Source organism: Halogranum roseipondis (assembly GCF_059695585.1).
Genome location: NZ_CM185235.1, coordinates 899,765 through 912,299, shown reverse-complemented (window position 1 = coordinate 912,299; position 12,535 = coordinate 899,765). Strand labels below are relative to the sequence as shown.

Genomic DNA, 12,535 nt, shown 5'->3' with positions numbered 1-12,535 from the left:
TGTAGTCAGTCGTCGAACTCCTGTGGGTCGCCCGCGAGTTCGCTCAGCTGTTCGGCGGCCGCACGGGTTCCCTTCGCGATGATGACGTCGCCCGGCGTGAGCTTCGTCGTCGGGCCGGGCGAGACCACCCACTCGCCACCGTCCGGTCGACGGACGGCGATGACGCGCATCCCCGTCTCCGTCCGAACCATCGTGTCGCCCAGCGTCGCGTTCGCGAGGTGGCTCCCCGGACCGACGGTGAACCGGACGATGATCTCGTCGGACTCCTCGACGGCGGCGGCGACGACGGGGTGGGTATCTAATCCTCGGAGGACGCCCTCGCTGATCTCGAGGGCGGCGTCGCTGATCACTTCCGTCGCGCCAGCGAGATGCATCAGCCCGCGCAGCGAGATGGGGTCGTCGACGCGACTCGCCGCCCGGAGCGTCCACGCCTCGAACCGCGACTCCAGGGCGTCGACCTCGGCTTCGAGCTCCGACACCTCCTCTGCGACGCCCTCGCTGTCGAACAGCACCGACCCGTAGGCGAGGTCGACGGCGAGTTCGCTCATGTTCTTCATCAGCACGATGGAGTCGACCGCGCGTTCGAGGTCTTCGATGGTGGGTTCGGGGACCGTCGGCGGTTCGTACGGTGCGCCCGTCAGCTCCCGCGAGACGGTTCTGAGCCCGTCGTCCAGCCCGCGGAGCAGCACCACGTCCTCGGCCTCGAGCGTCGTCTCGTGGTCGGGGTTGGTGATCCAGTCGCCCTGTCGGCGGATGGCGATGACCCGAACGCCCGTCTCGGTCTCCATGTTGATGTCGGCGAGCGTCCGGCCCACGTAGGAGGAGTCGGGGATGACGACGCTGCGGACGACCGTCTCGACCGCCTCGGGGAGCGCTGCGCGCATCGCGTCGGGGAGGCCGATGTCTTCGAGGACGATCTTCGCGATGTCGCCGGCGGCGTCGGAGATCTTCTCGGCCGCGCCGACGACCCCCAACACGGGTGCGAGCGCCTCGGCGTCGTCCGGCGTGCGTGCGGCCATGAGCAGGCTCATCCGTGCCCGCAGTTGGAGGACGTCCATCCGCTCTTCGAGCGCGAGCACCTCCTCTGCGATGTCGTCGCTGCCGTGGAGTACCGCCGAGTACGAGAGGTCGATGAGCAGCTCTGCGGTGTCTTTCATCTCCGCGAGCACCGCCTTCACACTGACTGGTTCGTACTCGACGTCCCCGGGATCCATACCCGGCCGTTTACCCCCCGACCGGAAAAGGGTTGCTCGCCTCCCGTCGCCTCCGCAGGCACGAGGAGTCGGAGACGGCGACGTGTTCATCGCCGTCGCCGTGACCGTCCGTCGACTCGTGTGGGTCGTGGTGGCACGAAACGAGCAAACGATAACGCTTTTTTGAGACGGTCGGGAACCATTGGGGTATGTCAGACGATCTGAAGCGGGGGCTGGAAGGCGTGCTCGTCGCCGAATCCGAACTCAGCTACATCGATGGCGACGCCGGCAGGCTCATCTACCGAGGCTACCCCATCGAGGACCTCGCGCGCGACGCGAGCTACGAGGAGGTCGTCTACCTCCTCTGGCACGGCGAGTTGCCGACACGGGAGCAACTCGAGTCGTTCCGCGAGCGGATGGCCGCCGAGCGAGAACTCGAAGACGGCGTCCACGAGACGGTCCGCGAACTCGCCGAGACCGACGAGAACCCGATGGCGGCGCTTCGGACCGTCGTCTCGAACCTCTCGGCGTACGACGAGGACGCGGGGTTCGACGACGTCACCGACCACGAGGCGAACGTCCGGAAGGGCTGTCGCATCACCGCGAAGATCCCCACCGCGCTGGCCGCGTTCCAGCGTATCCGGCAGGGTGACGACCCGGTCACGCCACGCGAGGACCTGAGCCACGCCGCGAACTTCCTCTACATGCTCAACGACGAGGAACCCGACGACGTGCTCGCCGAGACGTTCGACATGGCGCTCGTCCTCCACGCCGACCACGGGCTGAACGCCTCGACGTTCTCGGCGATGGTGACCTCTTCGACGCTGTCGGACCTCCACAGCGCCATCACCAGCGCCGTCGGCACGCTCGCTGGTGGCCTCCACGGTGGGGCCAACCAGAACGTGATGAAGATGCTCGAGGAGGTCGACGACGCCGATATGGAACCCACCGAGTGGGTCGTGAAGGCGCTCGACGAGGGTCGCCGCGTCCCCGGCTTCGGCCACCGCGTCTACAACGTCAAAGATCCGCGGGCGAAGATCCTCGGCGAGAAGTCCGAGGAGCTCGGCGAGGCCGCAGGCGACACGAAGTGGTACGAGATGAGCGTCGCCATCGAGGAGTACATCATGGAGGAGAAAGGCCTCGCGCCCAACGTCGACTTCTACTCCGCGTCGACGTACTACCAGATGGGCATCCCCATCGACATCTACACGCCCATCTTCGCGATGTCGCGCGTCGGCGGCTGGATCGCCCACGTCCTCGAACAGTACGAGGACAACCGCCTCATCCGTCCGCGCGCCCGCTACGTCGGCCCCGAGGACCAGACGTTCGTCCCGCTCGACGAGCGGTAACCCCGCTCGCCGGTCGCCGGTCGCTCCGTCCGGTCGGGTCGGCTCCTCGCTCGCCAGACCGGTGGCTCACCCGTCGAGCCCGACGCTAACCTTTTGCTGACAGCCATCCATAGTATGGTATGGCACCGTATGGCCTCCGACGACCGAGTGGCGACGACGTCAACGCTCTCAAAGAGATCCCTGCACAGCGAATCCGCGAACGATACCCCGGCAGCGAGCGGTACGCGCGCCGCGTCAGTGAGATGATGCGCGACGCGGCGATGACCGCCCGCGAGTCCGACGAGTACCACCACCTCGGCGACGTGATGCTCGACTCGATGGCGCGGTACTTCCCCGAAGAGTACCAGGCGCGCCGGCGCAGTCTCATGATGAAGTCGTTCGCCGCGGGCGCCGCCGCGGGCGGCATCGCCGTCGGCTACCTCGCGCGCCGTCTCTGGTCGAACTGAGTCGGCCCCACCCCCGTTTTTTGACCTCCGACCGTTTCCCGGAGAGCGTCGCCGCCGTCACTCGACCGCGGTCCCGCGTTCGGCCATCATCGACGCCGCGCGCGTCGCCCAGTCGCTCCGCCAGAAACTCACGGCGACGACGCCGGCCATCCAGACGTACGAGAGCGCGATCCCGGCGTACGCGCCGACGACACCGTAGTCGAGGACGACGCCGACGAGGTAGGTGAAGCCGACCATGAACCCGAACAGGCCGGTGGTGCGTGCGAGGAAGGGGAGTCGCGTCTCGCTTGCGCCGCGGAGCGCACCCTGCAGCACCGTGAAGGCCACGAGGAACGCCGCCGTCACGCCGTAGATGCGGGCGAAGTCGACCGCGTAGCGGGCCGTCTCGGGATCCTCGGTGAACGCTCGAACGAACGGGTCGGCGACGACGACGAGCAGCAGACCGACCACGCCGACGGTCGCGAGCCCGAGACCGACGGTCGCCCATCCGTCGTACCGTGCACTCGCCGGGTCGCCGTCGCCGAGCGCCTGCCCGACGACGATGCTCGCCGCGACGTTGTAGCCGCGCGAGAGCGGTCCCGTCACCTGCTGGTAGATGCGTCGGCCGATCTGGAACGCCGCGTTCACCTCGGTGCCGAAGCCGAGCAGGATGCTGTTGAGCGGGAACTCCGCGAGCGTCGAGGCGAGCCCCTCCGCGACGGAGGGGGCACTGACGAGGACGAGCTGTTTGGCCACGACGGGATCGGTCGGTCGGACCAGCGAGGCGTCGGTCCACTCGCTGCGGAGCGCCGCGAGGAGCGCGAGCGCCGTGACGACGTTCGCGACCGCGGTGGCGACACCGACGCCGACGACGCCCGTGACGGTGACGCCGAACAGTTCGACTCCGGCCGTCCCGAGCAGTCCGAGACCGAGCACGACGCTGCCGACGATGTTGAGCAGGTTGGCGACGACGTTGACGTACATCGGCGTCTCGGTGTCGCCCGTCCCCTGTAGCGACCGGGCCGCGACGAGCGCGACCTGTCTGGCCGGAGCCGTCGCGAAGACGACGCCGAGATAGAGCCCACCGACGTCGGCGACGGCGGCGGGTGCACCGAGGAGGGCGATGGCGTCGCGGCCGAACAGGAGGCCGAAGGCGGCGAAGGGGACGCCGAGCAGCGCGCCGAGGAGGACGGCGATGCTGATCGCCTGATCGCGGTTGGCGTCGGCACCGCTGCCCGTGTCCTGACTGGAGAGGGCGATGGCCCCGCCGCCGGTGCCGAGGCCGACCCAGAGCGGGAACCGCGCGTAGAGGTCCGCGAGGCCGATCGCGGCGACCGCCACCGGCGAGATGGTCGCCGTGACGAGGATGTCGGTCGTCCGCATCAGCGTCCGGAAGGTCTGTTCGGCCATCACCGGCCACGCGAGTCCGAAGATCCGTTTCCAGACGCCGAGGAGTCGTCCGTCGCGCACAGTCTCTCTCCGGAGCCCTCGACTTTCACCGTACCGGAATCTGAGGGGGTGGCCGATCTGTGGCCGTCGATGTGAGCGGTGTGGGCGGTGTGGGCGGATTCCGCGGTACGTACGTTCAACTGCCTGTACGCCGAAGCGACCCCATGGACGTCTTCGTCTACGGGACGCTCACCAACCCAACGCAGGTCGCGCAGGTCGTCGACTCGTACACCTTCGTCGGGGCGGCGGTACTGGACGGGTTACACCCCGTGGAGGGGAACTATCCCACGCTCGCGCCGGGCGGGTCGACCGGGGGTCGCGTGCTCCGGACCGACGACGTCTCGGCTCTCGACGCTTACGAAGGAGTCGACCGAGGGCTCTACGTCCGGGTGTCGGTGCCGTGGGACGAGACGGCCGAACCGCTCGGCGACGACGCGGTCGCCGTCTACGTCGGCGACCCCGACCGTCTCGCCGTCGCCGACGCCGTGTCGTGGCCCGGAGGGGGGTCGTTCGACGACCGCGTCGAACGGTACGTCGCGACCAACGCGGTGACCGTCAGACCCGCCGACTGACGTCGGCGGACGGAGGGACGACGGGCGTCTGACACCCGTTTCGTCTCGTCGCCGTCTTGCGGTTTCACTTTCACTGCGGGTGGCGGACGTTTATGTACTTTCGGGGTGATAGTCCGCTTGCGCGTCACGCGCACCTAATTCCCCCTTCGAGACGACCCGCCGAGCGGCGGCGTCGTGCGGACTCGGCCGCTCGTCATCACTGATAAACAATTAACAACTCCGGTAGAGTAGTCACTCGTATGCTCTCGCTCTCTGACGTTCTCGACGCACGCGGGCGCGTCGCCGAAGTCGCGCGACACACACCGCTCGAGTACTCACACACGTTCTCCGACATGACCGGCGCGGAGGTCCACCTCAAACTGGAGAACTTCCAGCGGACGGGGTCGTTCAAGATCCGTGGCGCGATGAACCGGATCACGACGCTCACCGAGGAGGAGAAGGCGGCGGGGGTCGTCACCGCCAGCGCCGGCAACCACGCACAGGGCGTCGCGCTCGCGGCGACGCGTGCGGGCGTCGACTCGACGATCGTCATGCCCGAACACGCACCCATCACGAAGGTGAAGGCGACCGAACGCTACGGTGGACGCGTCGTCCTCGCTGGCGCAGACTACAACGAGGCACAGGACAGAGCCCACGAGATAGAAGAGGCGGAGGGCCGCGTCTACGTCCACGCGTTCGACGACGAGTCCGTCATGGCTGGACAGGGGACCATCGGTCTCGAGATCGCCGAGGACTGTCCCGACCTCGACACGGTGGTCGTCCCCATCGGCGGTGGCGGCCTCATCTCCGGCATCGCGACGGCGATCAAAGAGCAGGTCCCCGACGCTCGCGTCGTCGGCGTCCAGGCCGAAGGCGCCTCCAGCGTCGCCGACTCGCTACAGAAGGGCGCGATCCAGGCGCTGGACTCGGTCGACACCATCGCCGACGGCATCGCCACCCGTCACGTCGGCACGCGACCGTTCGAGGTCATCCAGGAACGCGTCGACGAGGTGGTCACCGTCTCCGACGAGGAGATCGCGGTGGCGCTCACCTACCTGCTCGAGCGGAGCAAGACGCTGGTCGAGGGGGCGGGGGCGGTCGCACTCGCGGCGCTGCTGTTCGACAAGTTCGACTACGAGGACGACGAGGTGATCGTCCCCGCGCTCTGCGGCGGCAACATCGACATGAACGTGCTGACGACGGTCATCATGCGCGGGCTCGTCGAGACCGGACGGTATCTGAAGGTCCAGACCGTCCTCAAGGACCGACCGGGAGCACTGGAGCGACTCATCGAGGTCATCGCCGACCACCAGGCGAACATCTACGCCATCCGCCACGACCGGACCTCCCGAAACATCGCGATGAACGCCGCCGAGGTCGAGTTGGACCTCGAAACCCGCGGAGAGGACCACGTCGAGGAGTTACTCGACGGACTCCGCGAGCACGGCTACGAGGTCGACGTTCTGGTCTGAGGTGGGCTACGTCTCCGTCCGGTCGACGTTCTGTTCCTCGAAGAGCGCGTCCGCCCGCGACTCGCCGTAGCTCATCAACTCTCGGACGAACGCGGGACTTCGGTCAAGCTGTGTCGAGTAGTGGAGATCCTTGTCCAGCTCGAGCCGACGCACGGTGACGGATCGGTAGACGTCCTTCGGGAGGTGGCCCGCCTCGAGCCATTCGTTGACCTGGTTGATGAACCCGATCTCCTGGTTGAGCGAGAGGTTCCCCGCCAACTCGCTGCGTCGGTCGGCGATCTCCGCGAGCGACCGCGGTTCGCCCTCGCGTCGCTGTGGGTTGATCTGGACGATCCAGATCTCGTCGGGCTTCTGCTCTACGGGCCCCTGGAGAAAGTCTTTGACGGGGGGGTTCTGCGAGAACACTCCGTCCCAGTGGTAGTGACCGTGTATCTCGACCGCCTCGAAGAGCGTCGGGACGGCTGCGGAAGCGAGTACGGCGTCGACAGTCACCGCCTCGTCGACGAACGTCTCGAACTCGCCGCCGTTGATGTCCACCGTCCCAACGATCAGCTTCGGGGCGTCGCGGGTACACAGCGAACCCAACTCGTCGAAGTCGACGTGTCGTTCGACCACCTGCCGGAGTCGGTGTTTTCCCAGAGCCGTTCCGGGGACGTCGTAGGGGCTGAACGTGGGAAGGGCGACGCCGCTGCTCCGGACGCGCGCCCCCCAGACCAGCCACTCGTTGGTCGCGGCGTCGACCGGCGACCGCGCGGAGAGATCGGTCCAGAACTCCCCCAGCGCCTCGCGGGCCGCCTCGGGTCCGTCGGTGACGAAGTTGTACCACGCAACGAGCGCGCAGAACGCGCCGCCGGAGGTTCCACTGACTCCGACGAGTCGGTCCGCGTCGTCCCAGTCGTCGAAGAGTCCACGGAGGACGCCCGCCGTGAACGCGGTGTGGCTGCCGCCACCTTGACAGGCGATCGCGACGTTCCGTCCGTCCTCGATGTCGGCCTCGGCACCGTTCGCCGGATCTCGGTCACTCATTGCGGAGTCGCCTGATCGTCGTCGTCGGGGACCGGTGCGTCGACGTCGGTCTGCGTTGACATGCTAACACGAGGATCGATCGGCGCCTGTATCAATCTATGCCGACGTGACTCGACGTTTTAAGGCCCGTCCGGTCGACGCCTCGGATATGAAGCGAATCATCAGCACCGACGACGCCCCCGCAGCGGTGGGCGCGTACAGTCAGGCGACGACCGACGGCGACCTCCTGTTCACCGCGGGGCAGATCCCACTCACGCCCGACGGCGACCTCCTCGACGACGCCGACATCGCCACGCAGACCGAGCAGTCGCTGGACAACGTGTTGGCCATCCTCGCCGAGGAGGGGGCCGACGCCGAAGACGTGCTGAAGGTGACGGTGCTGCTCGACGACATCGACGAGTTCGAGGCGATGAACGAGACGTACGAGACGTACTTCGACGACGAGCCGCCGGCCCGCAGCGCCTTCGAGGTGGCGAACCTCCCGAAGGGCGTCGGTGTCGAGATCGAGGCCATCGCCTCGCTGGAGTAGTCGCACGTGCGGCCACGCCTCAAGTCGAGCGTCCTCTGGGGTGCGGTGGGAGCGTTCGCCTTCCTCGCGCTCACGCAGGGGTACGTCCTCGTCGGCGGTCGACTGCCGCTGTCGTTTCTGGCACGTCTCGGCGTCGCCGTCGTCCTCGGCGTCGTCGTCGCCGGAGTGGCCTACGTCACCGAGTATCGCGTCGCGCAGAAAGGAAGGACTTAAACTTCCCACCACGGTACGTTGGGATACGAGCCAGGATGGCTGAGTGGTAAAGCGCACGCCTGGAAAGCGTGTTCCCTCTGGGATCCAGGGTTCAAATCCCTGTCCTGGCGTCTTTCTGTCGCACACTTCCCGGCGAGCACCTCGTGTGCTCGCCGACGACGTGGGCGACTGTGTCGCCAACGAGAGGGGTTTGAATCAGGGAGCGACTGAAAGGAGCGACCGTGGTTCAAATCCCTGTCCTGGCGTCTTTCTGCCGAACTCACACGTCGACGAGGACGCCTCGTCGCCGAGCAACTGCCGAGTTCGGCGTCACCCCTCGCAGGGAACTGAACCGCTCGTTCTCGGTGCAACTCCACTGAAAGACTGGCTTTCATCTGTCCCACAGACCTGATATTTTAATTATAAAAACATTCATCAAGCTCCACGGCTTTTCCTTGCATGACAATGCCTGACACGAAGAGTGGTCGAGAGAAGAAGGGGCTCAACAAGGAAGCGCAACTCGAAGCCGAACTCACTCGACGTGAACTGCGGGCAGAGGGGCAAGAGGAACCACCGCAGGGGGCCGAAGAGGAGGTCGACTCGGAGTTCCTCGCGGACCCCTCGGAAGTGGAGGAGCTGACCGACTGACGTCGCGGCCCTATCGCCGCCTCGGGCGTCGCGTTTTTATCACCCCACCGAGTAGCCGCGAGCGTGCACACCCGTGCGAACTACGCCACCGTCTACATCGGCGCACAGCTTGCGCCCGACGACGGCGGTCTCGACCTCGACTGGGCGACGACTGCCGGCGACGCGACCGAGGAGTTCGAGTTCACCGTCACGACCGACGACCCCATCGACGCCTACGTCGGTCTGCAGGCGTTCGACGTCGCCGAGTACGGTCACGAGATCCTCGTCAACGGGGAGTCGCTCGGTGGGTTCGACATCCCGCCGAACGAGGGCTGGCAGTACTGGGTCGACACGCTCTCCGGTGCGTCGCTTCACGAGGGGACGAACACCATCAAGTTCTGTCGCGACACTACCACCGACGACGCGTTCGCCGTCGGGACGGTGACGGTCCACTGGAAAGAGCGGGTCGACGAGTGAGCGACACCGAATCACCGGATTCGAAACGGGTATCTCTCCGACGCTCTGCTCTCTAGGCAGGTCACATGGTGGACGAAACTTACGACGCCGAACTCCGTGGACGGTACGAAGCGCTCGTCTCCGACGACGGCTTCGTCGAGATCTACGACACGAGAGACGAGTTCGCGTGGATCCGCGCGGACAACGCGGTCGAACTCGCCCGAACACGATAACCTCCCCTCCCGACCGTCGTCCGTCGCTTCTCTCCGCTCCGACGCCGACGAGCGACTGCGATGCGTCCTCACTCGCCACACGTCGACGACGCGCTCGGAGCAGTCGAGTCCTATTTAAAACACCCCGAGATCGGAGATCGAGCAACGGGTCGGAGCGTGGTAACGAGACACACGATCGCCGCACGAGCGTCGAGCAGTCTGGTGGTTTATCGGACGCGGACGCGTGACGACAGACGACACGCGTTCGGACCGAACCGAAGCCCTTATATAGAATCACAAACAATCAGGCGATGAACCATGAGTCAGCGAATGCAACAGGGTCAGCCGATGATCATTCTCGGAGAGGATTCCCAGCGCGTCAAGGACCGTGACGCGCAGGAGTACAACATTCGTGCTGCCCGTGCGGTCGCCGAGGCAGTACGTTCCACACTCGGCCCGAAAGGGATGGACAAGATGCTCGTCGACTCGATGGGCGACGTCACCATCACGAACGACGGCGTCACCATCCTCAAGGAGATGGACATCGACAACCCGACGGCCGAGATGATCATCGAGGTCGCCGAGACGCAGGAGGACGAAGCAGGTGACGGGACGACGACCGCCGTCGCAATCGCCGGTGAACTCCTCAAGAACGCCGAGGACCTCCTCGAACAGGACATCCACCCGACGGCGGTCATCAAGGGCTTCCACCTCGCCAGCGAGAAGGCCCGCGAGGAGATCGGCAACGTCGCCGAGTCCGTCGACCCCGACGACGAGGAGCTGCTGAAGAAGGTCGCCGAGACCTCCATGACGGGGAAGGGCACCGAGCTCAACAAGGACGTGCTCGCCCAGCTCGTCGTCGACGCCGTCCGGCAGGTCACCGTCGAGGCGAACGACGGTTCGCACGTCGTCGACCTCGAGAACGTCAAGCTCGAGACCCAGACCGGCCGCTCGGCCTCCGAGTCCGAGCTGCTGACGGGTGCGGTCATCGACAAGGACCCGGTCCACGACAACATGCCCACCGAGGCGGAGGACGCGGACGTCCTCCTGCTCAACGAGGCGATCGAGGTCGAGGAGGCCTCCGCGGACACGAACGTCTCCATCGACAGCCCGGACCAGCTCCAGCAGTTCCTCGACCAGGAGGAGAAGCAGCTGAAACAGAAGGTCCAGCAGATCGTCGACTCCGGTGCCGACGTCGTCTTCTGTCAGAAAGGCATCGACGACCTCGCACAGCACTACCTCGCGAAGGAAGGCATCCTCGCCGTCCGCCGCGTGAAGAAGTCCGACATCAAGTTCCTCAAGAACGTCGTCGGCGGCTCCATCGTCTCCGACCTCGACAGTCTCGAGGAGGCCGACCTCGGTCACGGCTCGGTCAGCCGTGACGACGAGGACGAGCTGTTCTACGTCGAGGGCGACGACGCCCACGGCGTCACCATCCTCCTCCGCGGCTCCACCGACCACGTCGTCGACGAACTCGAGCGCGGCATCCAGGACGCCCTGGACGTCGTCTCCACGACCGTCTCCGACGGCCGCGTCGTCGCCGGTGGCGGTGCCATCGAGGTCGAACTCGCCTCGCGACTCCGCGACTACGCTGACTCCGTCTCCGGTCGCGAGCAGCTCGCCGTCGAGGCGTTCGCCGACGCGCTCGAACTCGTCCCGCGCGTCCTCGCGGAGAACGCCGGTCTCGACTCCATCGACACGCTCGTCGACCTCCGCGCAGCCCACGAGGAAGGCAACGTCCGCGCCGGTCTGAACGTCTTCACGGGCGAGGTCGTCGACACCTTCGACGCAGGTGTCGTCGAACCGGCCCACTCCAAAGAGCAGGCCATCTCCTCGGCCACCGAGGCTGCGAACCTCGTCCTCAAGATCGACGACATCATCGCCGCTGGTGATCTCTCCACCAAGGGCGACGGTGACGACGAGGGCGGCGCACCCGGCGGCATGGGTGGCATGGGCGGCATGGGCGGTATGGGCGGCGCGATGTGAAAAGAGGCGAACGTCTCTTTCCCACGCGCGGCTGAGGTTTCCGCAGCCAGCGCGACGTGAAGTTCGGCGTAGACCCTTCACTCCCCCAACCGACCACCGCACCGCTCGACGAACGACCTTCTCGTATTTTCGACCGCGTAGCTGCCGGACTCGACACATCGAAACACCGAAAAACCCGGAGTCGCCGGGACTACTCCTCGCCGCAGGGTGGGAACCCCTCGATGCGCACGAACAGTCGCTTGCTCTCCGGGTCGAGGTCCTCCCAGGGCCGTCTCCCCTCGCGGACGATACATCTGGGTGAGAGAGCGTCGTCGGTGAGGACGGTGTACGCCGTGAACTCGGGGGTACGGAGTTCGGGTGCGCCGCCCTCGCCGCTCTCCCCGTCGCCGCTGTCGCCGTGGTCACCACTGTCGCCTTCGCTCGACGGCCTGCCCGCACAGAGGTCGGGCAACGGCTCGAACCGCTTCGGCGACCCACAGACGATGCGGCCGACGTGGCCGAAGATCTCGTGAGGACCGCAGTGGTAGTCGTAGACGCCCTCTTTCTCGAAGGTGTAGAGCCAGTAGCCGCCCTGTGGCATCATCGGTGACGAGAACGGCGGCACGCCCTTCGGAACGCGCCGTCGGAAGCCGAATCCGGGGTGGTACGCCGAGACGGTGTGGTGGCCGGTGACGAAGCTCCACTTCACCGTGTCGCCCGGTTCGACGTAGAGGCCCGTCGGTTCGAAGAAGAACTCCGGGAGCGGTGCGCCCTCGCGTGGACGGATGATCACGCTGATCTCGTGGTCCGGTTCGAGGGGCGGTTCAACGTCGCTCGAGGCGGCTGGGAAGCCGTACTGCGGGTGGACGTCGGCCGCGGACGTCTCGTCGTCGGCGTCGTACAGTCGACTCCCCACACTCGCGCTCGCGACGCCGCTCGTCGCCGCGAGTGCGGTCCCGGCTCCCAGCGCCCGGAGGACGTTCCGCCGCGCGGCGTCGATGCTGCCTCTCTCCGTCTCTGAATCGTTCATCGGTGTGACACCGTTTCACAGACGAGACGCACGTCGTATTTAGTATACCCCGGCTAACG

Annotated in this window: 14 protein-coding genes and 1 tRNA gene; 11 read left to right on the top strand and 4 right to left on the bottom strand. The window is 66.4% G+C overall.

Annotation, left to right across the window (positions count from 1 at the left end):
• Positions 1-5 precede the first annotated feature (5 nt).
• Positions 6-1,214, bottom strand: coding sequence for a potassium channel family protein (locus EOHIBHHM_RS04905; RefSeq protein ID WP_497255167.1), 1,209 nt, complete (start codon positions 1,212-1,214; stop codon positions 6-8).
• A 188-nt stretch (positions 1,215-1,402) separates the two neighbouring features.
• Between EOHIBHHM_RS04905 and citZ the strand changes: the two genes are divergently transcribed.
• Both citZ and EOHIBHHM_RS04895 read left to right on the top strand, forming a co-directional pair.
• Positions 1,403-2,542: a citrate synthase gene (citZ, locus tag EOHIBHHM_RS04900; RefSeq protein ID WP_497255165.1), complete on the top strand. Its 1,140-nt coding sequence runs from the start codon at positions 1,403-1,405 to the stop codon at positions 2,540-2,542.
• A 119-nt stretch (positions 2,543-2,661) separates the two neighbouring features.
• On the top strand, positions 2,662-2,988 hold the full coding sequence (locus EOHIBHHM_RS04895; protein WP_497255163.1) for a hypothetical protein: 327 nt from the start codon (positions 2,662-2,664) through the stop codon (positions 2,986-2,988).
• A 57-nt stretch (positions 2,989-3,045) separates the two neighbouring features.
• Here the strand turns inward: EOHIBHHM_RS04895 and EOHIBHHM_RS04890 are convergent, their stop codons facing one another.
• Positions 3,046-4,377 carry an MATE family efflux transporter gene (locus tag EOHIBHHM_RS04890; RefSeq protein ID WP_497256914.1) on the bottom strand — a complete coding sequence of 444 codons (1,332 nt, stop codon included), beginning with the start codon at positions 4,375-4,377 and terminating at the stop codon, positions 3,046-3,048.
• 203 nt (positions 4,378-4,580) lie between these two features.
• Between EOHIBHHM_RS04890 and EOHIBHHM_RS04885 the strand changes: the two genes are divergently transcribed.
• Positions 4,581-4,988 carry a gamma-glutamylcyclotransferase gene (locus tag EOHIBHHM_RS04885; protein WP_497255161.1) on the top strand — a complete coding sequence of 136 codons (408 nt, stop codon included), beginning with the start codon at positions 4,581-4,583 and terminating at the stop codon, positions 4,986-4,988.
• Positions 4,989-5,227: 239 nt separating this feature from the next.
• On the top strand, positions 5,228-6,439 hold the full coding sequence (gene ilvA, locus EOHIBHHM_RS04880) for a threonine ammonia-lyase (RefSeq protein ID WP_497255159.1): 1,212 nt from the start codon (positions 5,228-5,230) through the stop codon (positions 6,437-6,439).
• A gap of 6 nt (positions 6,440-6,445) precedes the next feature.
• Here the strand turns inward: ilvA and EOHIBHHM_RS04875 are convergent, their stop codons facing one another.
• Complete coding sequence (locus EOHIBHHM_RS04875; protein ID WP_497255157.1) at positions 6,446-7,465, bottom strand: patatin-like phospholipase family protein; 1,020 nt, start codon at positions 7,463-7,465, stop codon at positions 6,446-6,448.
• A 148-nt stretch (positions 7,466-7,613) separates the two neighbouring features.
• Between EOHIBHHM_RS04875 and EOHIBHHM_RS04870 the strand changes: the two genes are divergently transcribed.
• From EOHIBHHM_RS04870 to thsB, 7 genes are all read left to right on the top strand, one after another.
• Entirely contained in the window at positions 7,614-7,994 is a 381-nt protein-coding gene (locus EOHIBHHM_RS04870) for a Rid family detoxifying hydrolase (protein WP_497255155.1), read from the top strand.
• Positions 7,995-8,000: 6 nt separating this feature from the next.
• The gene (locus EOHIBHHM_RS04865; RefSeq protein WP_497255153.1) at positions 8,001-8,207 is read left to right on the top strand and encodes a DUF7981 family protein; all 207 of its coding nucleotides are present in this window, start codon (positions 8,001-8,003) and stop codon (positions 8,205-8,207) included.
• A gap of 29 nt (positions 8,208-8,236) precedes the next feature.
• Positions 8,237-8,317: transfer RNA gene (locus EOHIBHHM_RS04860), tRNA-Ser, on the top strand.
• A gap of 334 nt (positions 8,318-8,651) precedes the next feature.
• On the top strand, positions 8,652-8,834 hold the full coding sequence (locus EOHIBHHM_RS04855) for a hypothetical protein (RefSeq protein WP_497255151.1): 183 nt from the start codon (positions 8,652-8,654) through the stop codon (positions 8,832-8,834).
• 63 nt (positions 8,835-8,897) lie between these two features.
• Positions 8,898-9,290, top strand: coding sequence for a DUF7383 domain-containing protein (locus EOHIBHHM_RS04850; RefSeq protein WP_497255149.1), 393 nt, complete (start codon positions 8,898-8,900; stop codon positions 9,288-9,290).
• Positions 9,291-9,355: 65 nt separating this feature from the next.
• Positions 9,356-9,502, top strand: coding sequence for a hypothetical protein (locus EOHIBHHM_RS04845; RefSeq protein WP_497255147.1), 147 nt, complete (start codon positions 9,356-9,358; stop codon positions 9,500-9,502).
• 327 nt (positions 9,503-9,829) lie between these two features.
• Positions 9,830-11,467 (top strand): thermosome subunit beta, encoded by a 1,638-nt coding sequence (gene thsB / locus EOHIBHHM_RS04840; protein WP_497256912.1) that lies wholly within the window; start codon positions 9,830-9,832, stop codon positions 11,465-11,467.
• A 190-nt stretch (positions 11,468-11,657) separates the two neighbouring features.
• Here the strand turns inward: thsB and EOHIBHHM_RS04835 are convergent, their stop codons facing one another.
• Positions 11,658-12,476 carry a cupredoxin domain-containing protein gene (locus tag EOHIBHHM_RS04835; protein ID WP_497255145.1) on the bottom strand — a complete coding sequence of 273 codons (819 nt, stop codon included), beginning with the start codon at positions 12,474-12,476 and terminating at the stop codon, positions 11,658-11,660.
• Positions 12,477-12,535: the final 59 nt, after the last annotated feature.